The following is a 23742-nucleotide window of genomic DNA, read 5'->3' as shown; positions in this document are numbered from 1 at the left end:
AAGACCCAAAGCCATTCATCTGGACCAAGACAGCCGAAGAGATCCTCGACTCCCTCGCCCGCTTCTGCCGACGGATCTCTGGCGCAGGACACTAGTAGGACTCCGTTAGGTCTGTCTCGCGGTCCTGTTTGGGGGCATGTTGGTGGTGTGGATGCACATGAAGTGGAGCGTGCTCGGGCGAAGTTGGCGTTATTCGTGGCGGACGTGTTCGCGTCGGTGCCGCGCAAGGATCAGCGGGCGAAGGGTGACTGCTATCTGCGGGGGCTGATGCTGGACGGGCGGCGCAAGTCGATCCAGCCGATGGCGGAGCGACTGCCGGACGGCAACGAGCAGAACCTGCAGCAGTTCGTGAACCAGTCGACGTGGGATCCAGTGCCGGTACGGCGGCGGATCGTGCAGCGGATGGTGCCGCAGATCGGCCCGGATGCCTGGGCGGTCGATGACGTGTCGTTTCCCAAGGACGGGAAGATGTCGGTGGCGGTCGCCCGCCAGTACTGCGGAGCGTTGGGCAAGCGAGCCAACTGCCAGGTCGCGGTGAGCGTGCACGCGGTCTCCGATGCCGCGTCCTGTCCGCTGCAGTGGCGGCTGTTCGTGCCCCAGGAATGGGCGCACGACGAGGTCCGCCGGCGCAAGGCGGGGATCCCCGAGGACATCGGGCACCGGGAGAAGTGGCGCCTGGCCCTGGACATCTTCGACGAACTGGCCGGGTGGGGCATGGTGGCGCCGGTGGTGGTGGCTGATGCCGGCTACGGGCAAAACGCCGACTTCCGCGCCGGCCTGAGCGAGCGGGGCATCGGCTATGTGGTGGCCATCCGTTCGGACGTGACCGTGCACCCCCACGACGCGCGGCCCATCGCCCCGGCCTGGTCGGGCAACGGCCGCAGGCCGCAGCCCCGCTACCGCGACAAGCCGTCCTCTGCGTCCGTTTTAGCCGCTGGCCACGGACGGCAGGCGTTCTCCGAGGTCGCCTGGCGGGAAGGCTCCCGTGGACCGATGCGCTCGCACTTTTTGGCGCTGCGGGTGCGGCCGGCCGGGGTCCGGGCCCGCCGTCTGGCCCAGGCCGCCGCCACGCAGGAGGGCTCGTGGGACGGCGTCCTGCCCGAGGTCACGCTGCTGGTCGAATGGCCCGAAGGCGCCGACGCACCCACCGATTACTGGCTGTCCAACCTGCCCGAGAACACCCCGCTTGCTGAACTGGTCCGCCTGGCCAAGATCCGCTGGCGGATCGAGCACGACTACCGGGAACTCAAGCACGGCCTCGGCCTGGACCACTTCGAGGGACGTTCCTGGACCGGCTGGCACCACCACGTCACCCTCGTCACCGCCGCCCACGCGTTCCTCACCGAACAGCGTCTGGCCCCAAAAGCCGATACAGCGGACTCACCCTCTACCAGATCCTCGACGCCATCCAGGACCTGCTGAACTGCTGGACCGGCACCTGCACCACCTGTCACCGCCCCCTGCCCAGAGCATCAACCACCCGCCCAAACCCAAGAGCCAGAACGACCTAACGGAGTCCTACTAGGGCTCAACTAGGGCCTGTGTGCTCGTGCCTCCAGCCTGCCACGCCGAGCTGTGACCACGGCTGAGGCCCGGACGCCGTGCCAGTGGTCCGGGACGGCGTCCGGGCAGGCCAAGAGCGCAGGCTCGGACGGACAGCGCGCATTCAGCGACCGGTGACGCGGTGCGATAAGCGCACCATGCGGGTCAGTGCGCCGTCTCGGCCATGTCGCAGGTGTGGCATACCACCCTGCGTGCCGGGATACGGCCGTGCGAAGCGCCCAGGCCGTTCTGGTGGTCGACGCGTACCTGACGTACGCGGGCGTGGTTCTCGCAGGTGGCCAAGCCGCAGCGCGAGCACACACCGATGCCGGTGGTGTCGTTGCGCGCCTCCTGGAGGCAGTCGTAGCACCTCATGTCCAACTCCGATTTCAGTAGGGGCCGGGCGTGGCGGCCAACCAAAACGAACAAACCCACCTAGGCCACACACACCTACTCAAGGAGCTTGAAAGGTAGGCCCCAGTTTAGACTTTGTCAAGACTAAGACTCGATCGCGATCGCATGAACAGTGCGCGATACAGTGAAGCAGCTTGACTTGACTATCAGTCAGCTTTCGCTGTCCAGAGGTACAGCGGCACGGTCCGCGTCCCCGAGCCCCGCGGCCCGCGCTCCAGGCAGAGTCGCAGTTGAACGTCGGCACGGTGCGGACTGCGCCGCTCAGAGACAGCGCCAGGAGTCGCCCTCGAGATAGGAGCCGGCTTGCGGGTGAGCAGCGAGCGGTTGGCCGTGAAGCTGATCGAGTACGCCCGCCTGTTCCAGTACGAGGCCCGGCCAGTCGGCCCGCCGCAGCACCTGCCTGCCTACGGAGAGCTTCAACCCGCCCCGCCACATGATCACGACAGCACACAGGCCCTAAGGCCGCCGCCCGCCGGCTGGTCGACGCCACCTTCCTCTACCTGGCCGCCATCTGGCCCAGGCTGCGCACCATGCCCGACCGCGGCTCCTACGCCTGGGCCCTGTTCAAGCAGCGCGTCCACGGCGAGCTCGCCGAACAGGGCCGCAGCCCCGCCACCACGGAGACCCTGGCGTTCGCCGGCGCCATACGCGCGGCCACCGAACCCCTGCTGGCCTCCTTCCGCACCTCCTTCCGCGCCGAACACGACCACGAGATCACCGAACTCGAGGAAGGCCTGACCCTTTACCGGCACATGGCGCGCCTGAACGAGCGGCAGTTCGACATCCTCGTGCTGCGCGACGCGCTCGGCTTCAGCGCCAAGGACACCGCCCTGATCACGGGCATCAGCGAGGCCACGGTCCGCTCCATCCACCGCACGGCGAAAACCCGCCTGGCTGCGGCTATGGGCTACCGCACCGACGACCTGCCCGAGACCGAGTAAGGAGTGAGCAGCCAGTGAACCGCACCCCGCGCAGCATCGACGAGGCCCTGCGCCGTACCCGCGTCTTCGAGGGCGAGTACACCACCGCCGACCTTGAGGCCGCCCGGCACACCCTCGCCGCGCACCTGCACGAGCTGCGCTGGGTGCAGTTCCTCAGCACCGTCCCCCACTCCGGCTCGCCCGCCCGGCCGCAGCCGGCCGCCATGCACGAACAGGCCGCGCACGATCTGCGCCTGCTGTGCCGTGGCACCGTCCACCACCACGCCGCCGCCCCCACTCCATAGGCGGTCCCTTCTCAGGTCACGGCGTCGAGCCAGGTGTCGCCGCTGACGCAACCATCTGAGGCGTGCTGAGCGTCACCTCGGTACGCGCGGGTACACGCTGATGCGGCTTCGTGAAATTCCCCGGGGGCGCTCACCTTCCCCATTCGATTGCTCGCTCAACCAGCGCCGGACCCGTCGGTAGCCTGGGTGTGGTCTTACGCATTGATCACAGACTCTGCCCCGACTCCGGAAGACGCCCTCGTCAGTCAGCGGCGCGCCGTGTAGGGCGGGAAAGCGGTGGGGTTGGTGAAGTCCAGGTCCGCGTCGGGCCAGCGTCGGCGCAGCAGGTCGGCTGTGCGGCAGGCCCAGCTCGTGAGGTGTGGGAAGGCGCGATGGTTCTCGGCGGCGCGGGCTGCGGCCTCCAGCGTCTCGACGAGTTGGGGCCTGCTGCGGTCGCCGGGTGGGCGGGCGTCGACCGAGGCGAACCGATGCAGGCGGACGATCGCCCAGGAGAGGCAGGCCGCCGCCAGGCCGAATCCGTACCGCCGGTCATCCTCGGCTTCGGGCACGCTGTCGGCCAAGGCGCGGCGGTAGTGGTCGGCAAGGCCGGTGGCGACGGGGTCGCCCACAGTCATCCACCCCGGGCCGGGGACGTGCAGACAGACAGCGTCGACGAGGGCGTGGGCGTAGCCGGCGTACTCGAAGTCGATGAGCCGGGAGTCGGCAGGGCCGGACTCGTGGAGGAGGATGTTGTTGGTCTCCGCGTCGCCGTTGCTGAGCGCCAGGAACGGGCCAGGGTCGCTCAACTCGGTCAGAGCCGTGCAGAGTTCGGTCTCAGCTCGTCCGGTGATGGGTGTGCCGAGGGCCGTGGCGTGTGCGGATGCCTCATCCCGGAGTCGGGCGAACCGCTCCACGTGGTCCGTCGCTGGGTCCGTCGGCCCGAGAGAGGTCCGTCGCGCGAGGTATCTGTCGGCATGGCCGACGGTCAAGGCGTTGAGTTCGCCGCGGGCGCGGGCGAACACGGCCAGCCGGTCGGCGTGGGCTGCGGCGCCGTCACGCCGGAGCAGGCGGTCCAGGGCGGCGCGGGGCGCCAGGTCCTCCAGCACGACGAGTCCGGCGGGGAGGTCGGCGGCGATGACTCGCGGGGCGAGGGCCAGCCCGAGGTCGTCGGAGAGGAACCGGAGCGCGGCCACTTCGGTACGGAGTAGCCAGGGTTCGGTGCGGGTCTCGCTCGGATGGTTCCGCACCCATTTGACGACGACCGTCCGGGGAGCGGCCACGCTGCGCAGCGTCACACGCGCGACCGCCCAGGGTTCCAGGCGCTCCCAAGCATCGATTCTGACGGGCGAAGAATAGAGATCCGTCAGGAGGGCTTTGACAGTGGCGCGCCGAGGGGTCGCGCCGGCGGCAGACATCGGTGCAGTTTACGGCGCTCGCTCCTCCTCATGCTGAAAGTTGTGGTCACCACATACGCCTGCGCGTGGTGACGCGCGTTGCGGCGTTCAGCCGGCACGGGTGGGTGAGTTCTGGAGTCAGCCCAGGGGGCCGTATCTGACGTCCCCGCCCTCAACCCGAGAGCGGGGAACAAGGTGAGCAGGTCTGTCCGCTGCCTGAGCACGGGGTGGGTGGCCGCTCAACGCCATCACCAAAAACAGCCCACCGACCACAACCAGGGTGGCGGTTCCCGCTTGGTTCTGCGAGACAAAAACCGCTACCGCGCCGGCGCCAATGAGCAAGCTCCCCACTGCCCCGACCGCAGGCCGCTCCAACCTGCCCAGCCGCCCTAACCGAACCGGCGGTGTCCCGTCTCGCGCTGTCGACCTTCCAGCCACTCCCGGCATGAGGGGATCTTATGGCCCGGTGGCCCGCATCGGAGCCAACTACCGTAAGCGGTAGCGGAGTTTGCAGCCGCTGCGGTGACCATGGCCTGTCGCAGCACCCAGATCAAGTTCTGGGTGCGCGCCCCCGAGCGTGCGGCCGGTCGACGGGTCGACCACGACCAGGTCGACACCGAACGCCGGGAGAAGACACCGCAGTCGACCACCCGCGAGTTCCCAGCTGGGTCTGGACCGTCCATGCCATGTCGAGACCGTCACAGAGGCTAGGCGATTGAACGCTCGGGATCCACAGTCCGGGTCATGGATCGTGTCTGGATGCGCGAGCAGCTCGAGCGTTACGTGCGCCTGCTGGAGAACAACCCCAAGGTTTTCACCGACCACCCCCTCTCCAGCGATCGTTCTCCTGCCGGGATGGCAACTCTCGCTGAGGCCACGAGGATGGAACCCACGATCGCAAAGATCATGGATGAGCTGAAGATTGGTCCCCACCGCGGGCGTGCACCGTACGAGCCCTCAGTCTTCTGGAGCCGTCGCCTAGCAGACGCGCACCACGCAATAGGGACGATCGACAGCGAGCCGGTGTGGGGCGAGCGTTTGGGACCCGAGGCCCCGCTGTTGTCCGCGGATCGGTTCCATCCGTGGGTTTGGGATGCGGCCAAGACGTTGTGGAATACGGGGCATCGTCGTCCGGCCGTTCATGCGGCAGCGTCGGCCGTCAGCGCTGAGACCCGGAAGAAGCTGGGACTTGGGCGCACCAGAACATCGGACACCCGGCTCATGAAGCAGGCTTTCGAGGCGCCGTCCGCCGGGATGCGTTACTTGAAGGTTGATGATGAGGGGGCGCAGGCGCGGACCAGGACGCGGTGAAGACTTTGGCCATCGGCTGTTTCACAGCCATCCGTAATCCGGCCGGGCATCCGGATGGGCCGGACTGGCCCGAGCAGCGGGCGCTGGAGTACCTGGCCGCGTTGAGCGCCCTCGCTCGCTGGATAGACAAGGCATCTATCGCAATATCCTGATTGGCTTCTGATGCGGCCATGACATTGCACCCTTCGTGTAGTCAGTAAGCCGACGCCCGAGCCGCCTCGACTGATCCACAGGATTTGAGAGTTACTCCACAGCTCACCTGATCAAGAACTACTAGCATCTGCTGCGTGAAGACTTCTGGCATATTTCGAAACCGTCTGAGACTCGTGGTGGCCACCGTGTTCTCCGTGGTGGCCATCCTCATGGTGCCGACGGGCCCCGCCCAGGCGGTGACTCCCGGCGCCAACCCCGGGAAGCTGACCACCCTCACCTCCTCGTCGGACTACGCGAGGCTGGAACTCCAGGAGCACCGGGTCCCGACCTCCTCACTGGACAACCTGGCCAGCGAGATGGGCACCGCCCGCGGGGTTGACCAGGTCCTCGCCAGCGCCAACCACCCGATGCGCAACGCGGCGGACTGCTCCAGCATGGAGAAGACCGCGCTGCCGCTGAAGCCGACGGCCGAGTCCTACTACTGCTGGGACTACGGCGACGACAAGACCCAGGACTGGCTGCCGCAGTCGGTGACGTCCAGCGGTGACGCGGACAACGACGGCCTGTGGGGCACGAACAAGGTGATCCTGTCCGGCTGGGGCGAGAACGGGTCCACCACCACCGACCACATGGCCCGCATCGCCTTCATCGACGCGAACGACCCGAGCAACTTCAAGTACCGCTGGGTCCTGCCCGTCATCCCCCTCAACGGCGGCACCGACTACCGCGCCCTGAAGTCCCACATCGGCGGCATGGTCTGGTATCAGGACAAGCTGATCGTCACCTCCTGGGAGCAGGATGCCGATCACAACCAGCTGTACATCTTTGACATGCACCGCATCCTGCAGGCGACCGTCAACAGTTCCGTGGTCGGCAAGGTCAGCAACGGCTGGTCCGCCGACGGCTACCAGTACGTAATGCCGGCGATCGGCTCCTACAGCCTCGCCGGCGGGGGCTGCGTCTCGACCAACGACGACTCCTTCCCGTGCTTCGCCTCCATCTCGCTCGACCGCAGCAGCGTGCCGGACAGTCTGGTTGCCACCGAGTGGTTCTCCTCCGGCGGCACCCAGCCGGCCCGCATCTGGCGCTACAACTTCGACGGCAACGACCCGGGCTACCTCGCCAAGGACAGCAACGGCTACGTGGAGGCCGACAAGATCTACGAGACGAACGCCGTCGGTCTCCAGGGCGTGCTGTCGCACAGTACGACCCAGGGGGGCACGCCGAACTTCTACGTCGACGACGCGCGCGGCGGCGTCGACCAGCACGGCATCCTGTGGCGGCAGAACACCAGCGGCGCCAGCGCGGCAGCCAACTGCGGGGGCGACATCACGTACGCCTGCTGGGGCATGCACACGGAGGGCATGTCCTACTGGTGGAACACCGGCCGGCTGTGGACGGTGACCGAATGGGCGGCCGACATCAACGCCCACTGGTCGGGCACTGACACCGCGCGCCCACAACGGCTGCTGTACGCCGTACCGCTGTCCTCGGTCGACAGCACGCTGAACTGACCACAATAGGCGCAGCGCACGGTGTGTGCGCTGCGCCCGTCGCCTGCCCGGACTGACCACCGTACTGAGGCTAGGGCAGAGCATCGACGTCGGCAGCCAGCTCACCGGCATCCCCCTTCACCTCGGGACTGGACCAGGGGTAGCCAACGGCGACCATGCGGTTGATCTCCACGTGCCGGTCAAGGACGCGCTGGACGATCAACGTCGGGGGCAGGGCATCAAGGACCGGCATCTGCACCGGCTGGTCGCGCCCACGCTCGGCGTGCTTCTTCAGGCAGCCGCAGTGCTGGTGACAGACCTGTTCAACGGCCCGCGACAGGCTCTGGAGCAGGTGCCAGCGATCAGCAATGTGCACGCGTCCGGGCAGGCCGTGATCGCGGCACGACTGTAACTGCTGTCGCGGTCACGGTAGATGAACTCGGCACCGGGGTGCTCGGCGAGCCACGCGATGAGGGTGTCGGAGGACCGGTCGGGCAGCAGGTCGATCACCATCGAGGCATCGACGTCGACCAGGATGGTGCCGTAGGTCTTGCCCTTGAAGAACGCGAAGTCGTCCACGCCCAGTACCCGCGGACTGAGCGCCGAGCTGGTGGCGGCCGGGTCGGGCAGGGCCATCAGCATGCTGATCAGCGTCACCCGGCTGACCGCCACCGCGAGCACCGCCGCCATCCGGGCTCCGGCACGGCCGGCCAGGGCCAACGCGAGGGCCAGCAACAGGTGGTGCAGTGACGGGTGCGCCGCCCATAGCGGATGGTCAGGCCCTCGACCTGCTCAACGAACGTACGGCGCTGACACGTTGGAGCTGTTACGGGCCATGGCCCCGTGCGCCGCCCCGCACGGTAGGACGCGGTGGGATGGGGGAGCATCTGCTCAGCCGTCGCCTGCCCGTGAAGGACCGTCATGCCCGCTGACCGCCGTATCGTGCCGCCCGTCCTGCTCACCTGCCTGCTCCTGGCAGGCTGCAAGCCCAGTCGGTGCGGTACAGCTCCCGGTTGTAGTTCGACTCCCCCAGCGTCGAGACGAACTTCGAGTACATGGCCTTGACGTACTCCAGCGTCACCTCGTCGCCGTCGGCGATCGCCCGGTCTCGGGCGTCCTTGAGCGCGACACGGAACTTCTCCAGCAGGCCCTCCGTCGCGCCGGAGGTCCACGACTTGTGGATCTCCGGCGGCTCGCACAGCCCGTCTTCGGGCCTGCCAGACGGAGCAGCAGGCGCAGGGTCGGTTCGGTCACCCACAGCGGGCCCGGTTCGTCCCGGCTGCCGATCGGGTTGGGCAGGTAGGCGTCGTGCGCCCATTCGGGCGGCGTGATCAGGTGGACGCCGGCGCGGCGGCGGTCGTGGTGGTTGCCGGCGGTGTACTCGAGCTGGCCGAGCGGCAGGTGCGTCTTGAGCGCGCTCAGGTAGGCACCGTTGACGTCGAGTGCGGTGACCTCGTGCTCACCTGCGGGGAGTTCGGGTCGCCCATTTGGGACGGGCCTCCCAGATCTGGTCGGCGCCGCGGGAGGTCTGTTTGCGCAGGATGTCGGGCAGCCAGGGATGGGCGAACGATGTCGTAGCGGCCGCCCTTGCGGGTGTGGTCCAGCAGCGCCATCGCGTCCGCCCTTGCCGGAGGCGTTGGCCAAGATGGCGATCTTGCTGCGGACATGCGGTCGCACCGATGCATCGTTTGCCCTCTGCGACCAGGCGGACTGCGTTGAACGGACCATGCTGACGGAGGTCGTCCGAGCAGGCACGTGGCGCAAGCTGGGTGACCTTCAACAGACCGTGGCGGCGTTCGAGCGCGCTCTTGCCCTGGACCCGGCGAACTGGTCGCTCTGTCTCGACCTGGCCGATGTGCATGCCGAGCAGGGCGACTTCACGTCTGCGGTCCGGATGATCGACGAGGGAATGGGGTACGAGCCGACCGAGCTCTCGCTTCGCGCGGCCGGGGCTGCCTACCGGGCACGACTGACCGGCTCGCGTGCCGATCTGAGCGAACTCATCGAACTGGCACCGAATCTGCCGAACGACTCGTACCGGGAGCTGCTGATTGATCAGGCGTGTGCTGGTCCCGCGCTGCCTGCCGAACTCGTGGCTGCGGCCCGGCGCATCCAGAACAGGTGAGACTCCGCTCCTCGACGAACAGCAGCGCCGGCGGGCAGGTGCCCAGCGGCACGGCCCAGGCGTTCGGCGGAGTAGTGCCCGCCCACCGGCCGACTCCCCCCGCGAGGGGGGCCTGCCGGTGGGGCGGTTGTGGTCGGCGGTGCGGTGCCGGAGGTCAGCCGGTGAACGCCGCAGTGCCGTTCGGGACGCCGAGGCCGGTCGGGCCGTCGTAGCCGGTGGCGGCGGTGCAGAGGTAGGAGCCGCTGCAGCTGCCGTTGGAGCCGCTGGTGACGTCGTACAGCGCCGAGGTGTGCGCGTACGGGAAGGACGCCGGGGTGGAGCCGGCCGACGGGCTGCCGGCGAGCGCGTAGGTCGCCGCGATCAGTGGGGAGGAGGCGCTGGTGCCGCCGAAGACCATCCAGCCGCTGCCCTGGCCGTAGGTGTCGTACACCGCGACACCGGTGTTCGGGTCCGCGACCGCCGAGACGTCGGCGACCGTCCGGTTCGCGCAGCCGGAGTCCTTCTGCCAGCTGGGCTTGGCGTCGTATGTGGAGCAGCCGGAGCCCGCCCCGCTCCACACCGTGTCGGTCCAGCCGCGGGTGGTGGAGGACGTCTTCAGGGACGTGCCGCCCACCGCCGTCACATACCTGGAGGCGGCCGGGTACTCCACGCCGTAGCCGTTGTCACCGGAGGAGACGGTGATGGCGACGCCCGGGTGGTTGAAGTAGCTGGAGTCGTAGGTCGCGTCGCTGGAGGACTCGGAGCCGCCGTAGCTGTTGGAGACGAACTTCGCGCCCAGGTTCACGGCGGTGTTCACGGCCGTGCCCAGGTTGGTCATGCTCGACGAACTGGCCTCCACCAGCAGGATCTTGCAGTTGGGGCAGGCCGCGCTGACCATGTCGAGGTCGAGGGATATCTCCTCGCCCCAGCCGGAGTTGCCGCGCGGGTACTTGGTGCCGCCGGTCTGGTTGACCTTCTTGAAGCAGCCGTTGGCGGTGGTGCAGGCCGACAGGCCGTACTGGGAGCGGTAGGTGGCGAGGTCGGACTCGGCGTTCGGGTCGTCGTAGGCGTCGACGATCGCCACCGTCTGGCCCGAACCGCCGGTCGCAGAGGGCAGGTTGTACGCCGCCTGGAGGGAGGCCGGGCCGTAGCCGGAGGGTGCGGCGGCCGCGGTGAGGTCGCTCTCGGCGTGCGCCGACCTCGGGGTGCCCGCGGTGACCTGCAGGGCGTTGCAGGCCATGTCGCCCTTCTTCGTCGGGGCGGCGCAGGCGTGTGCGACGCTGACACCGTGGGAGGCGGTGGCGGGGACCGCCTGGCCGAGGGGGGCGGTCAGGGCGAGGGCGGCCGTGGCGAGCGTGGCCACGGCGGTGAGAGAAACGGTTCTGCGCAACGTACGTCCTTCGCTTGGTGGGTGAACCGGGAAGGTGTGGGGGGTGCGCGATACGGCCTCGGCTCGTGTGTGCCGAGGTCGTGAGGAACCTACGTATGTCGGGGCCACGTCAACAAGATGACGTTGAAGCCACAACCGTTTCTTTTGTCTTTGCTGGGTGGATCATGTGACGTCGCCGGGCAAGCCATGGCCGAAAAGCTGCCCTTCCGTGACTTGACCGGCCCGGGTGATTTCTTGCTCGTGCGCTGCGGGCAGCGGCACTTCCGCCCGTGACACGGGCGCGCCGTCGGAGCGCCGGGCCCTCGGGCGGCCGTGGCGGTCGCGTGTCGGCCGGGCCTGCCCGGGCGTGCGGTCGGGGAGGCGGAGGGGACGCCGGGCTCGTCGCGGCCGTGGAGGAGCACACGACCTGTAGTCCGGCTGGTGGTCAGTGGGGAAGCCCGGACCCCGCCTATGGACTGCGCTCCCACATTTCCGGGCCTGCCCCCAGCCATGCGATCTGCTGGGAGGCGGCGAGTTCGTCCCCGTCGGCGAAGCCGTTCTTCAGCCCGGCCCGCCGCAGAAGCAGGACTATGTCCCACAGGTCATAGGCGTATCCCACTTGGATTCCGTAGACGTGGACGAGACGGCCGCCCTCGTCATCGGGCGGGCCCACGGTCACCGGGGACGAGCTGGCCATGCCTTGAGACGGTGTTCCATGCTGTGTGGATCTCGCTGTGGGCGAGGCGGGTGTGGTCGTCCACGGCGGAGTGGATGTAGTCGGAGCCCGCGCTGCTGCGCCGGGCCTAGCCGGCTTGCCGGCCCAGGACGTCGTGGCCGCCGTCGGGGATGCGGCCGAGTTTCTTGACGCCGACGTGGACGAGTCCGACGGGCCGGTCGACGGCTACCTGGAACGGCGGTTCATCCACGCCGCGACCAGGGCGCCGGACACGTTGTGCCAGACCGAGAAGACCGCTGCTGGGAGGACTGTCAGCGGGGCGAAGCAGTCTGCTGCTCGGCGAACGAGACACCGGCCGCCTCCCTGCGGGCGAGGAACTGCCCCGGCCGGCGACAGGCACGGCCCCCTGGCGAATCAGATCATGCTCGAGCGGTTCGTCAGGCTTCATGTGGCTGGCACGGACAAGGCAAGGGACGTCCAAGGGACAAGCCGGAGAGCGGATCGCCGCCGCCAGTGGTCCTGGACGGTGCGCCATCTGTGCCCACGACTGTGCCAGTGCGCTAGATTCCGGGATGATCTGGGTTCACTTGGGGCATCACGTCACAATCGGGGGTCTGTCATGAAATCCGTGCTCCGGCTGCTCGCTGTCCCGCTGTCGGTAGTCCTCGTCGCCGGGTGTGGCAGCGCCAGTGGCTCGGGTGACTCAGGTGGTTCGTCCAGGACTCCGGCGACCTCCGCGTCGGCGGGGATTCCGGGCTGTGCACCGGAGTGCCTCTCAGGGGGTTCGGATCCCGGAAGCCTGCCCGCGGGCTCGCACCGGACGTCCCACTTCCTCAACGGGCAGTTGTCGGTGACTTTCACACGACGGTGGGAGAGCCACGAGGACCAGCCCGTCGAGTTCTCCGTGGCCCCGGAGGGGAGTTGGGATGTGCACCGGGTCCTTTTCTGGTCCGACCTCATCCCGGTGGACAAGAACCGGAAACGCGCCGCCGGAGTGGCCAGTACTGCATCGCAGTTGACGGCCTGGCTCAGAACTCGCCCGAACCTACAGGTCACCAAACCCCGGACCGCCACGATCGGCACCACCGCTCTGCCGGCGAAGGTGGTCGACATCGCCATCTCCCGCACGGCGGTGAACGAGCCTTCCGACTGCCCAGTGCGAGCCTGCGTGGACTTCTTGACCTGGCCGAAAGCCGGGGACAACGTCTATGGCCTCGCGGAGCCCTCGGTGCTGCGGCTGTATCTGTCCGACGTCAGATACGGAGGTAAGAACCATCTGCTCGCCATCGGGATCGAAGGGCAAGACCAAGCCGACCTCAAGCAGTTCCTCCCCGATGCGGAACGCATCGTCTCCAGCGCCGACGCCCCGGTCAGCCGGGCATCCTCATGACTCGACGCCTGGCTCATCGGCACCGCGACACCCAAGTGATCCCTACCGCCCTCGATAGACACCAGCCGAGTCCAGGCGGGAGGTGGGCAGCCAGCTGGATGAGGACGGCCTGGAGGACGGCCGCTGCCGCAGGTGTCGGCGAGGGCGAATGGTCTTGGACCAGCACCGAATCAACAGCAGGCGGTCTGCGTCCGGAAGGCCGGACGCGGCCTCGTCCTCCCGTTCGGCCAGTGGCCGTGCCGCTTCGACCGACGGTCGGCATCCTGCCCATCGTGCGCGCCTCCCCGCGCTCCCGGAGGGCGCCAGAGCTGCCCGGAGCGCTGTGATGGATGCCGTCCTTCCAGATACGGGCGCCCGGTTAGTGCCGCGGCCACGGCCTCGGGTTGGTGACGCTTACCGTGAGGCCATCGACCAACTCGTCGCATCCAGTGGGAGCACCTGCTCCTGGAGCTGGGCTCCGGCGCGACCTGCTGGGGGGCGCCTGTCCGCGTGGAACGACGCCGTCGTGTGGAGCAGGTGCATGTGCTGCCGAAGAAGCCGCGGGCGGGGAAGAATCTTCGGACGCCTGCGCAGGCGTCCGGATCCGCTGTTCGCGGACCACGGCTACGACCGCGACAAACGCGAGCGGTGTCGTCGTCCCCAAATCGCCTTGTTCCTCTGCTTCGGTGATGTTCCGAACCAGGGCCGTGCGGTCTTCCGGCGCCGACGCTGACGCGGTCGGTGGCTGTCGGGGGAGGGGGAGATGGTGTAGATGCCCGGTCCGCCGTTCGGTGGCTGCGCTGGCGAGCCCCGTCGTCGGCGGGGGGTTGCCCTCGGCGAACTCCGGTGCCAGGGCTCCAGCCGTAAAGCAGTCACCCCGGTCGCCCCCGAGCGTGCGGTCGACCAGGCCGCCGACGTAGTCCGGTGTCAGCGGTACGACGCCGAACAGCACGCGGACCAGCCTCGGACAGTCCGCTTCGTGAAAGCGCGAGGTTGGCGCGTGCACCAGCGGCCTTCCCGGACACCATGGGCCCCTCCGCCTCGATGTTGGTGCCGAAGATCTGCACAACCTGATCAGCACCCGTCATCATCGGTCCGATGCCGTTGGACGATGGATGAAGACAGTTAGCGGAAACGGCCTCCCGCACGACACAAAATCCACTCGCCCGCTCAAATGATCAACGCTAGCCTGCGCGGGTGATGACGGCCGACGACGTATTGTCCATCCTCTCCGTGCTGCGGCATGCGGACGTCGACATCTGGATCGGTGGTGGCTGGGGCATCGATGCCTTGGTCGGTCACCAGACCCGCCAGCACCGAGACCTGGACCTGATGCACCGCCAGAGCCAGGAACCGGCTGTCGCCGCGGCTCTCGCCCTTGCCGGGTTCGCCGAGACCCTCGACTGGCGCCCCGTGCGGTTCGTCGTCACCGATCCCCATGGTCGGGAGATCGATCTTCATCCTCTGATTTTTGCTGCGGACGGATCCGCCGTGCAGGCGTCACCAGCCCCTGAGCGCCCGTTCGTCTATCCCGCCCAGTGCTTCGTCACCGGCACCATCCTGGGGACCACCGTCCCGTGCCTGTCGCCGGAGCAGCAGGTCTACTTCCACCAAGGCTACGAACCAGCTGACCACGACCGTCATGACATGGCCCAGCTCCGGGAGGCATTCGGGCTCGCCACTCACTTCTGACCGGCGCGGGCGAGTTCGAAGTATCTGAGCTCGTTGATGCAGAGCAGATCGGCGCGGCCGTAGCGGGCGATGGTCTTGTTCGATTGCTTGTCGTCGGCAGCCTCGACCGACACGTTGACCAGCGTCGTCGCGAGCGTGTAGCGAGCGCGGTAACCCGTCGTCGCAGCCACGGTTGGCCGGGTGGACGTCGCCGACTGTCGTCGAATCGACCGAGATGAGAAGTCGCGGTCGTCCGTAGCCCAGCCCAGCCCAGTCAAGCCGTGGCCGTGCCGGACAATGGTCGGCTGGCCGCTGTGCGCGCGGACGGTATGAGCCGGGCCGTTACGCCACATGGTGCTGGAAGGTCGGCGTCGGTCGCGCAAAGCGGTGTCCCGCAAGTTCCGTGATCGGCCCTCAGCGGTTGTTCCTGCTGTCGGCCAACTTGCCGCAGTCGCCGGCTGGAACCGCCTCGTCGCACTCGCCCTGCGGCGGTTGGCGTAAAGATCCGTTCATGGTTCCCGGGCGAACGGAGACAGTAACTGTCCGGTTCTGATAAGAAATGCGAACACTTCGGCTAAGAGGGACAGCTGCTGCGTGCCTCGTGACACGGATGCGCCCGCCAGCCCGAGTGACGCTTCGACCGTCGTCGCAGCCACGGATGCGACGGTGTGTCAGTTTCTAGGAGATTTTGCATGGCCAAGAAGGCCCACGCCGCGCCGGGGGGTCCCGGGCGCGCGGCAGTCAGGACCGGCAGACGGATCAGGGTGATCATGGCGGCATCCACCGCTGCCGTCGCCCTCACCGTCGTCACCGCGACCGCCGACGGCGCGGTCGCCCACGGGGGAACGCCCGGATCGGGCGCACCCAAGCGAATAGGGACGGCCCCGCGTGTTCCGGCGGGTGCGACGGTGACCGGCACGACCGCGTCGGGAACCACGCTGCACCTCAGCGTGAACCTGGCCCCGCGTGACCCGCAGTCGCTGGCGGACTTCGTCACCGCGGTGTCCACACCGGGGAACGCCCAGTACCACCACTACCTGGCCAAGGGGCAGTTCGCCTCGGTCTTCGGCCCTACGCGGGCCACCATCGTCGGGGTCTCACGGGCGCTGAAGGCGGCCGGTCTTTCTCCCGGCAAGGTCAGTCCGGACGGCCTGTCCATACCGGTCACCGCCACCGCCGCGCAGGCCTCCCACGCCTTCGACACCGGTTTCCGCAATGTCCGTCTCAAGGATGGCACCACCGACTACCTCAACACCTCGGCCCCGTCCTTGCCCGCGGACGTAGCGTCCTCGGTGACCGGGGTCGTGGGCCTGAGCAGCTTCAACACCGTCACCAGCCACCACACTGCGGCGCGTCGCACGAGCAGGACCGGCTCCGGCTCGGCCACCGTCTCCGGACGCAGCTCACGCACGGTGACCGCCGACGGGTACAGCCCTGCGCTCTGCGCCGACTTCACCGGCTCGGGCCTGACCGACGGCACCGACTACTACAGCCCCGGGAAGCTGGCCGGTACCTACGGGATGACCAGCTCCGCCACCGCCGGTGCGGGGCAGACCGTGGCCGTGTTCGAGCTGGAGAACGTCGACGCCGGCAGCATCGCCGCGTACCAGTCCTGCGTCGGCACCAGCACCTCGGTGTCCACCGTGTACGTCGATACGACGGCAGGGGCCGGCGCGCCGGCCACCGACGGATCGGTCGGCGTGGAGTCGGCGCTCGACATCGACGACCTGATCGGTCTGGTGCCCGGCGCGAGCATCATCGACTACCAGGGCCCGGACGCCGCGTCCGCGACCGACCAGAACGTGCTCGACGTCTACCAGCGCATGGTCACCGACGACCAGGCGCAGGTCATCTCCACCAGTTGGGGTGAATGCGAGGCGGTCGAGAGCAGCGCGACCGCGAACGCGGAGAACACCATCTTCGCGGAGGCCGCCGCCCAGGGCCAGAGCGTGGTGGCCGCATCGGGCGACGACGGCTCCAGCGACTGCTACCGCGCGACCGGCTCCACCGCCAAGGCCGTCGACGACCCGGCGAGCCAGCCCTACGTCACCGGCGTCGGCGGTACGACGATGACCGGCTCCGGCAGCGGCGCGACCCAGACGACGTGGAACAACGAGGCCGGCGGTACCGGTGGCGGCGTCTCCTCGCGCTGGGCTCCGGTCGTCTATCAGGGCGGTATCGCCACCACCGCCAAACGTGCCGTTCCGGACGTCTCCGCCCTGGCGGACCCGGCCGACGGGTATCCGATCTACCTGCAGGACACCAGCCAGTCCTCCAGCCCCATCCCCGCCATCATCGGCGGCACCAGCGGCGCGGCCCCGACCTGGGCCGCCGCGATCGTCCAGGCCAACGCCGGCACGGCCTGCCAGGCCAACGGCCGGGTCGGCTTCCTCAACAACGGCCTCTACAAGGCCGCGCGGAGCAGCTACCCGACGAACTTCTGGGATGTCACCAGCGGCGACAACTCCGTCTACGCCAGTGGCTACACGGCGGCGGCCGGCTACGACGAGGTCACCGGCCTGGGCTCGCCCAAGGAGGCAGGCCTGACCTCCGCACTGTGCGCGGCCCAGGGCACCGCGGCCACGGGCGCCTCCACCTTCCACCCGCTCAGCAGCCCCAAGCGCCTGCTGGACACCCGCAACGGCATCGGTTGGGGGCTCAGTTCCGTCCCGACCACCAAGCCCCTGGTCGCGGGTGGCACCGCCCCGGTCAAGATCGAGGGTGCCGGAGGGATCCCGAGCAGCGGCGTGACCGCTGTCGTGCTCAACCTCACGGTCACCGGCACCACCGGCGCGGGTTCGTTGATCGCCTGGGCGGACGGCACCGGCAAACCGTCGACCAGCAACCTCAACTGGACCGGCGCGAGCCAGACCATTGCCGCATCGGCGACCGTGAGGGTGGCCGGCGACGGCGCGGTGGACCTCTACACGAGCAGCACCACCCACCTGATCGCTGATGTCCAGGGCTACTACACCAGTGGCACCACCGGCTCGAAGTACACGGCGCTCAAGCCGGCCCGCCTGCTGGACACGCGCTCCAAGGTCGGCATCTCCACCGCCACCAAGATCTCCAACGCGGTGGTCAGCCTCAAGGTCCGCGGCCATGGGGGTGTGCCGACCGGCGCCACCTCCGTGGTGCTCAACCTGACGGCGACGCAGACCGTCGGCGGCGGCTACCTGGAGGCCTACCCCGAGGGCGCCACCCGCCCCACCGCCTCCAACGTCAACTGGTCGGCCACCGGCACCACCATTCCCAACCTGGTGGTCGTGCCGATCGGCAGCGACGGCAACGTCAGCATCTACGTCCACGGAACCAGTCACGTCATCGCCGACGTCTCCGGCTACTTCTCCACCAGCGGCTCGGCCTTCGACACGGTCACTCCGCTGCGCTTGCTGGACACACGTCAGACGACGGCACTGGGCTCGGGCAAGACGCTGGCCCTGCAGATCACCGGTCGTGACGCGATCCCGTCCACCGGCGTCAAGGCCGTCGTGCTGACCGTCACCGTCACCGGCACCACCGGCAGCGGCTACCTCACCGCCTGGGCCGACGGCGGCAGCCGTCCGACAGCCTCCAATCTGAACTGGGTGCAGGGCAAGACGATCGCCAACCAGGTGATCGTGCCGGTGGGTTCCGACGGCAAGGTGGACTTCTACACGAGCAGCACGACCCAGGTGCTCGCGGACGTGGCCGGCTACATCGGCTGACGCCCACCGACGACACCACCGCGATGCCCCGCCGACCATGCCGGTCGGCGGGGCATCGCGCGCCCAGGGATGTGTGTTCTGCGCTGCATGACCGGGCTGGGTCGGTTGCCACCCCAGCGACGCCCGGCCGGCGCTGCGCATCGCAGTACGTGTGCGGCGGGGTGCCCGGTGACACCTGGAGCAGTGCGACCTGCTCGGCGTCGGCCGCGGCCGCCGACGCCTGCTCTCGGCTCAGGCCGGCCTGACGCCGAAACGGTCGGCGAGGGTCCGGAGCAGGGACCCGCCGATCAACTCCTCGTCGGCGAGGGCGGGCGCCAGTCCGTAGGGGATCCAGGAGTCCCGCCCAGCGGGTGGTGGCGTGCTGCAGGGGAGGGCCCGGCGAGTGTCGTGGTCAGTGGGTGTCAGCCTCGGGCGCGGGTGAAGAACGCGGCGAGTTCGTGGGGGTTTTTGGTGTAGACGTCGATCTTGTGGACCATGCCGTTCTCGACCTGGTGGATCTCTGGTCATCGGTCAGGCCCTCACCGGCCACGCGGCGTTCCGCTGACCGCCCCCTCCCCGGTTCCGGATGCGGCGAGCGGCCTTCCCGCGTCCGGAATCAGATCCACCCCCGTCCGTTGACAGAAATCGTGCCGTATGTCGACCGATGCCGACGTCGGCATCGGTCGACATCGAGAACGAGGACCCGGTCCAGGACGCGGTCGAAGGCGTCACCGACGCCCCGCAGAGCGGGCGCCGGGCATCGAACCCGGTTCAGGGTTGGGTCTCTCCGGCGCGGACCAGGCCGCTTTCATAGGCAATGACGACGAGTTGGGCGCGGTCGCGGGCGCCGAGTTTGGCCATGGCCCGGTTGGCGTGCGTCTTGACGGTGACGGGGGTGACGAAGAGGCGTTCGGCGATCTCGCCGTTGGACAGGCCCGTGGCGATGAGGGTCATCACCTCGCGCTCCCGCGGTGTGAGGGTGGCCAGGCGGTGGGGGTCGGCGAGCGAGCCGGGGGACGGCTGGGTGAGGAACCGGGCGATCAGTTTCTTCGTCGCGACGGGGGAGAGCAGTGCCTCGTCCGCCGCGACCAGCCGGATGGCGTCGAGGAGTTGGGCGGGTTCGATGCCCTTGCCGAGGAAGCCGCTGGCACCTGCCCGGAGTGCTTCGACGACGAACTCGTCGACCTCGAAGGTGGTGAGGACGAGCACTTTCACGCCCGCCAGGTCCTCGTTCTGCCCGATGAGCCGGGTGGCCTCGATGCCGTCGACCTCGGGCATGCGGATGTCCATCACCACGATGTCGGCCCGCTCGGAACGGGCCAGTTGTACGGCTTCGTGGCCGTTGGACGCCTCCGCGACGACCTCCATGTCGGGTTGCGCGTCGATGAGCAGCCGGAAGGTGCCGCGCAGGAGGGCCTGGTCGTCGGCGAGCAGGACGCGAATCGTCATGGGCGGTGTTTCCTTGAGTTCTTTAGGCAGGTCACGCGGGCGCAGGGGTGAGGGAGAGGGGCAGTTCGGCGACGACCCGGAAGCCGCCCTCGGGCCGTGGTCCGGTGGTGACGGTGCCGCCGACGGCGGCGGCGCGTTCGCGCATGCCGATCAGGCCGTGACCGGCGCCGAGCCTCTTGGGCGCGTGCGGCGGACCGTCGTCCGTGATGGTGACGCGCAGGGCCGTGACACCGTACTCCAGGGCCACCTCGGCGTGTGCCGCGCGGGCGTGTTTGTGGGTGTTGGTGAGGGCTTCCTGGATGATGCGGTAGGCCGTCAGTTCGGTGGAGGGTGCCAGCGGCCTGGGGACACCTGTGCGTGACAGCGACACGCACAGACCCCCGCTGCGGACACCGCTGACCAGGGCGTCGAGGTCGGCCAGGCGGGGAATGGGGGCCCGGGAGCCGGGTGCGTCGTCGGACTGGCGCAGCAGGCCGACGGTGGCCCGCAGTTCGTCGAGGGCGGCCCGACTGTTGTCCTTGATGTGGGCCAGCGCCTCGTAAGCCCGGTCCGGGTCGGTGCGCATGAGGTGATGGGCCACGCCTGCCTGGGCGTTGACCAGAGTGATGTGGTGGGCGACGACATCGTGGAGTTCGCGGGCGATGCGCACGCGTTCCTCGGTGACGCGGCGCCGGGCCTCCTCCTCCCTGGTGCGCTCGGCGCGTTCCGCGCGCGCTTCGACCTGTGCGAGGTGCCGGCGGCGGCTGCGGACGGCGTCGCCCAGGGCGGTCGCCGCGATGGCGAAGTCGAACCGCAGCAGACTCGTGCCCACGAGGAGCGGCCCCTGATGGGTGGCGTCGTAGGCCCCCATGATCGCGACTGAGGCGGTGACGCCGGTGATCCAGGCGGTGCGCCGGTCGCTGCGGGTGGCGAGTGTGTACAGGGCGACGAGGCTCGCCGCCGGAGTGAAGGCGTGGTCCGGGGCCAGGGCCATGCCGGTCAGATCGACCGCCAGGGTGAGTACGACGACGGGCAGCGGCCAGCGGCTCCGGAACACCAGGGGGACGCAGGACAGTGCCGTCCACGCCACCCACGTTGCCCGGGGAGTGTGCCAGCCGGACGTTCCCGCGGCCGAGGCGGCCACGGCGACGAGGACCACCGCCACCGAGGGCAGCGCGTCCCTGATCCGGGCATGGTGTGCCAGCCACCGCCTCATTACTGTCACCTGCATTTCCTCAATGTACGAAGCGCGGGCCGACGACGGGCGGGTCACCCCAGCCTGTCGCCGACCCGCGAGTACGGCGGTCTCAGTCGGCCGGTCCGACGGGCTGCGGCTCCCGCACCGGGTGCGGGTGCCGCTCCGGTTCGTCCGACGGTCCCTCCACGGACACCCGCGGCAGTGCCTTGTCCAGCCGACGCGGCAGCCACCAGTTCGCCCGTCCGCACAGGTGCATGAGTGCCGGGACGAGGATCATCCGGATCAGCAGCGCGTCCACGGCGACGGCCACGGCCAGGCTCACGCCGAACTCGGAGATCACCCGCATGCCGCCGAACACGAAGGAGCCGAAGACGCAGAACATGATGGTGGCGGCGACGACGATCACCTTGCCGGTCTCGGCCTGTCCGACCCGCACGGCCCCGTGGCTGTCGCCGGTGTGGGCCCACTCCTCGCGCATCCGGCTGACCAGGAAGACCTGGTAGTCCATGGACAGGCCGAACATGATGCCGACGACCAGGATCGGTACGAACGACTCGATCGGTCCGGCGGCGCCAAGTCCGAGGAGCGAGGCGCCGTAGCCGTACTGGAAGACAACGACGATCGCGCCGAAGGCCACCCCGATGCTGAGGATGTTGAGGACGGCGCCCACGGCAGGGATGAGCAGGCTGCGGAAGGCGACGGTCAGCAGCAGGAACCCGAGCGCGGCGATCACCAGCACGAACACCGGCAGCTTGCCCAGCAGCACCGACGCGAAGTCGTCGTTGCTCGCGGTGACACCACCCACGTAGACCTTCATCGACGTGCCCCGCTCTGCCGACGGGATCACGTCGTCACGCAGGTGGCCGATCAGGTCGGAGGTGGCCGCCGCCTGCGGGGAGGTCGTCGGCACGACGGAGATCACGCCGACCGTCTGCCCTTCCTTCATCGGAGCGGCGCCGGCACTGGCGATCCCGTCGACCTGCTGAAGGGCGGTGACCAGCTTCGCCTCGGCCGCCTTGTCGGCGGCGGTGGGAGCCTGGACGGCGAGGACGAGCGGGCCGTTGAAACCGGGCCCGAAACCGCCCGCGATCATGTCGTACGCCTGGCGGTTCGTCGACGTCGTGGGCAGGTTGCCGTCGTCGGCCGCGCCCAGACGCAGCGACAGGGTCGGGAGCGCGAGCGCCGCCAGCACGGCGAGCACGATGGCACCGAGGGCCTTGGGGTGGGTCTGGACCCGTGTGGCCCACCGGCCCCACAGACCGGTCCCGCTCGTGCCGCCGACGGGGGCGCTGCGCTCGCGGCGGCTGAGAACCCGGGGTCCGATCATGGAGAGCAGCGCCGGCAGCAGGGTGATGGCGGCCAGCACGGTCAGGACGACGGTGACCGCCGCGCCGATGGCCATTCCATTGATGATGCCGACGTTCAGGGTGAGCATGCCGAGCAGCGCGACGACGACGGTCAGCCCGGCGAACACCACCGCCCGGCCTGAGGTGTTGAGGGCCTTGGCGACCGACTCGGCCGGATCCATGCCCGCCTTCAGGTTGGCGCGGTGCCGGTTGACGATGAACAGGGCGTAGTCGATGCCCACACCGAGACCGATCAGTGAGCCGAGGGTCAGGGTGGTGTCGGACAGTGTGATGACGTGGCTGAGCAGGATCACAGCGACCGCGGAGGTGCCGACGCCGACGATGGCCGTGAGGATGGGCAGCACCGCCACCCAAACCGCCCGGAAGACGAACAGCAGCACGACGAAGGCGAGCACGATGCCCATGGCGTCGGCGACCGCGTTCGGGGCGGCGTTGACCGTGAACGCCTGCCCGTTCAACGCGATGTGCAGGCTCTTCGTCTCCGGGGCGGTCGCGAGTTCCTTGACGTGGTCGATCTGGGCGTCGGCCACGTCAAGGTCGAATGCGACCGTGGCGTAGGCCGTCTTCCCGTCCTTGCTGACCTGCGCCTTGCCGCTCGGCGCGTAGGGGCTGGTCACGGAAGCGACACCCGGCGCGTGGGCGATGCGTCCCAGCGCGCCGGTCATCGCCCGCTCGGCCGCGGGCTCGGTGACCTCGCCGTCCTTCAGCTGCCAGACGACCCGGCCGCTCTTGCCCGCCGCGCTGTTGGAGGCGTGCCGCAACAGGGCCGTGGCCTTGGCCGAGTCGGTGTTCTGAGAGGTCGGGCTGTTACCGAAGGCGCTGCCGGCCGCACCCACCCCGGCGCCCAGACCGATCAACAGGCCCACCCAGACCAGGACGACGGCGAGCCGGTGCCGATGGCACCAGCGGGCGAGAGGGGACATCGACGAGCCTTTCCAGGGATACGCCACGTGAGCGGGCCGACGATCCCGGCCCGCCCTCACGTTCGCATCGCTGCGGTCTCTCGTCATTGGGCGTTCGCAGACACTTGTCTCTACCGCGATCGCAGTAGACCAGGGGACGAACGGCTCCGCCTGACGAGAAAACGACGAAGCCGTTGTCGTTGCGTTCCTGCCCTTCGTGATGAACGCCAATGGGGCGATGCACGGTGCCCGGGTTCGCGAGCGCCTTCGCCCGCTGGGCGCGGTGGACCGGCGACGCTCGCTCTCCGGTGACCTGCTACTACTCCTGATGACGCTGGGAGGGGGGCTTGTGACGATTTGCTCCTCGCTCAGGAGATCACATCCCGAGCTGCGGTCTACATCGACAATGCGCGCCAGTTCGCCCACGAGCGTTCGACCGCACTGACTCTCCAGCACAGCCT

General features: G+C 68.8%; 19 protein-coding genes and 3 pseudogenes. 10 read left to right on the top strand and 12 right to left on the bottom strand.

Annotation, left to right across the window (positions count from 1 at the left end; all coding sequences use genetic code 11):
• Window positions 1-147 precede the first annotated feature (147 nt).
• On the top strand, window positions 148-1422 hold the full coding sequence (locus tag ABZZ74_RS47520) for an IS701 family transposase (RefSeq protein WP_356950349.1): 1275 nt from the start codon (window positions 148-150) through the stop codon (window positions 1420-1422).
• Window positions 1423-1707: 285 nt separating this feature from the next.
• Here the strand turns inward: ABZZ74_RS47520 and ABZZ74_RS47515 are convergent, their stop codons facing one another.
• Window positions 1708-1917: a DUF2180 family protein gene (locus ABZZ74_RS47515; RefSeq protein WP_356950348.1), complete on the bottom strand. Its 210-nt coding sequence runs from the start codon at window positions 1915-1917 to the stop codon at window positions 1708-1710.
• 569 nt (window positions 1918-2486) lie between these two features.
• Here ABZZ74_RS47515 and ABZZ74_RS47510 point away from each other — a divergent pair.
• Both ABZZ74_RS47510 and ABZZ74_RS47505 read left to right on the top strand, forming a co-directional pair.
• The gene (locus ABZZ74_RS47510; RefSeq protein ID WP_356950347.1) at window positions 2487-2897 is read left to right on the top strand and encodes a sigma factor-like helix-turn-helix DNA-binding protein; all 411 of its coding nucleotides are present in this window, start codon (window positions 2487-2489) and stop codon (window positions 2895-2897) included.
• A 14-nt stretch (window positions 2898-2911) separates the two neighbouring features.
• A complete protein-coding gene (locus tag ABZZ74_RS47505; protein ID WP_356950346.1) occupies window positions 2912-3181 on the top strand; it encodes a hypothetical protein in 270 nt (89 codons plus the stop codon).
• A 245-nt stretch (window positions 3182-3426) separates the two neighbouring features.
• Here the strand turns inward: ABZZ74_RS47505 and ABZZ74_RS47500 are convergent, their stop codons facing one another.
• Window positions 3427-4440, bottom strand: a complete 1014-nt coding sequence (locus ABZZ74_RS47500; RefSeq protein WP_356950345.1) for a hypothetical protein — start codon at window positions 4438-4440, stop codon at window positions 3427-3429.
• A gap of 858 nt (window positions 4441-5298) precedes the next feature.
• Here ABZZ74_RS47500 and ABZZ74_RS47495 point away from each other — a divergent pair.
• The 3 genes from ABZZ74_RS47495 to ABZZ74_RS47485 all read left to right on the top strand — a co-directional run bounded on the left by ABZZ74_RS47495 (window position 5299) and on the right by ABZZ74_RS47485 (window position 7532).
• Entirely contained in the window at window positions 5299-5865 is a 567-nt protein-coding gene (locus ABZZ74_RS47495; RefSeq protein ID WP_356950344.1) for a TIGR02391 family protein, read from the top strand.
• The gene (locus ABZZ74_RS47490) at window positions 5862-6017 is read left to right on the top strand and encodes a TIGR02391 family protein (RefSeq protein ID WP_356950343.1); all 156 of its coding nucleotides are present in this window, start codon (window positions 5862-5864) and stop codon (window positions 6015-6017) included. Before ABZZ74_RS47495 ends, ABZZ74_RS47490 begins: the two co-directional genes overlap by 4 nt.
• Before the next feature lie 135 nt (window positions 6018-6152).
• Entirely contained in the window at window positions 6153-7532 is a 1380-nt protein-coding gene (locus tag ABZZ74_RS47485; protein WP_356950342.1) for a hypothetical protein, read from the top strand.
• Window positions 7533-7602: 70 nt separating this feature from the next.
• Here ABZZ74_RS47485 and ABZZ74_RS47480 read toward each other — a convergent pair whose 3' ends face one another.
• From ABZZ74_RS47480 to ABZZ74_RS47470, 3 genes and pseudogenes are all read right to left on the bottom strand, one after another.
• Window positions 7603-7764 carry a hypothetical protein gene (locus ABZZ74_RS47480; RefSeq protein ID WP_356950341.1) on the bottom strand — a complete coding sequence of 54 codons (162 nt, stop codon included), beginning with the start codon at window positions 7762-7764 and terminating at the stop codon, window positions 7603-7605.
• A 38-nt stretch (window positions 7765-7802) separates the two neighbouring features.
• The gene (locus tag ABZZ74_RS47475; protein ID WP_356950340.1) at window positions 7803-8201 is read right to left on the bottom strand and encodes a transposase; all 399 of its coding nucleotides are present in this window, start codon (window positions 8199-8201) and stop codon (window positions 7803-7805) included.
• Window positions 8202-8499: 298 nt separating this feature from the next.
• A pseudogene (locus ABZZ74_RS47470) lies at window positions 8500-9130 on the bottom strand (transcriptional regulator); the annotation flags it as partial.
• Window positions 9131-9156: 26 nt separating this feature from the next.
• On the opposite strand from ABZZ74_RS47470, the gene ABZZ74_RS47465 reads away from it, so the two are divergent.
• Window positions 9157-9636, top strand: a complete 480-nt coding sequence (locus ABZZ74_RS47465) for a tetratricopeptide repeat protein (RefSeq protein ID WP_356950339.1) — start codon at window positions 9157-9159, stop codon at window positions 9634-9636.
• 154 nt (window positions 9637-9790) lie between these two features.
• Here the strand turns inward: ABZZ74_RS47465 and ABZZ74_RS47460 are convergent, their stop codons facing one another.
• The 3 genes and pseudogenes from ABZZ74_RS47460 to ABZZ74_RS47450 form a co-directional block, all read right to left on the bottom strand.
• Window positions 9791-11005 (bottom strand): S53 family peptidase, encoded by a 1215-nt coding sequence (locus ABZZ74_RS47460; protein WP_356950338.1) that lies wholly within the window; start codon window positions 11003-11005, stop codon window positions 9791-9793.
• A gap of 448 nt (window positions 11006-11453) precedes the next feature.
• Window positions 11454-11681, bottom strand: coding sequence for a hypothetical protein (locus ABZZ74_RS47455; RefSeq protein WP_356950337.1), 228 nt, complete (start codon window positions 11679-11681; stop codon window positions 11454-11456).
• A gap of 22 nt (window positions 11682-11703) precedes the next feature.
• Window positions 11704-11865: pseudogene (locus tag ABZZ74_RS47450) on the bottom strand (IS481 family transposase); the annotation flags it as partial.
• Window positions 11866-12624: 759 nt separating this feature from the next.
• Between ABZZ74_RS47450 and ABZZ74_RS47445 the strand changes: the two are divergent.
• A complete protein-coding gene (locus ABZZ74_RS47445) occupies window positions 12625-13050 on the top strand; it encodes a hypothetical protein (protein WP_356950336.1) in 426 nt (141 codons plus the stop codon).
• A 1179-nt stretch (window positions 13051-14229) separates the two neighbouring features.
• Window positions 14230-14721 (top strand): amino acid transporter, encoded by a 492-nt coding sequence (locus ABZZ74_RS47440; RefSeq protein ID WP_356950350.1) that lies wholly within the window; start codon window positions 14230-14232, stop codon window positions 14719-14721.
• On the opposite strand, the pseudogene ABZZ74_RS47435 reads toward ABZZ74_RS47440, so the two are convergent.
• Window positions 14715-14894, bottom strand: a pseudogene (locus tag ABZZ74_RS47435) (AAA family ATPase); the annotation flags it as partial. The gene ABZZ74_RS47440 and the pseudogene ABZZ74_RS47435 sit on opposite strands and share 7 nt — an antisense overlap.
• 498 nt (window positions 14895-15392) lie before the next feature.
• On the opposite strand from ABZZ74_RS47435, the gene ABZZ74_RS47430 reads away from it, so the two are divergent.
• The gene (locus ABZZ74_RS47430) at window positions 15393-18407 is read left to right on the top strand and encodes a S53 family peptidase (RefSeq protein ID WP_356950335.1); all 3015 of its coding nucleotides are present in this window, start codon (window positions 15393-15395) and stop codon (window positions 18405-18407) included.
• A 750-nt stretch (window positions 18408-19157) separates the two neighbouring features.
• Here the strand turns inward: ABZZ74_RS47430 and ABZZ74_RS47425 are convergent.
• From ABZZ74_RS47425 to ABZZ74_RS47415, 3 genes are all read right to left on the bottom strand, one after another.
• Complete coding sequence (locus tag ABZZ74_RS47425) at window positions 19158-19835, bottom strand: response regulator transcription factor (protein WP_079657432.1); 678 nt, start codon at window positions 19833-19835, stop codon at window positions 19158-19160.
• Window positions 19836-19866: 31 nt separating this feature from the next.
• Complete coding sequence (locus ABZZ74_RS47420) at window positions 19867-21045, bottom strand: sensor histidine kinase (RefSeq protein ID WP_356950334.1); 1179 nt, start codon at window positions 21043-21045, stop codon at window positions 19867-19869.
• 76 nt (window positions 21046-21121) lie between these two features.
• Window positions 21122-23302, bottom strand: coding sequence for an MMPL family transporter (locus tag ABZZ74_RS47415; RefSeq protein WP_356950333.1), 2181 nt, complete (start codon window positions 23300-23302; stop codon window positions 21122-21124).
• Window positions 23303-23742 lie beyond the last annotated feature (440 nt).

Source organism: Streptomyces sp. NPDC006476 (assembly GCF_040612015.1).
GTDB classification, from domain to species: domain Bacteria; phylum Actinomycetota; class Actinomycetes; order Streptomycetales; family Streptomycetaceae; genus Streptomyces; species Streptomyces griseorubiginosus_B.
Note: the sequence above shows the minus strand (reverse complement) of the source record. Positions and strands in the feature narration are given on the sequence as shown.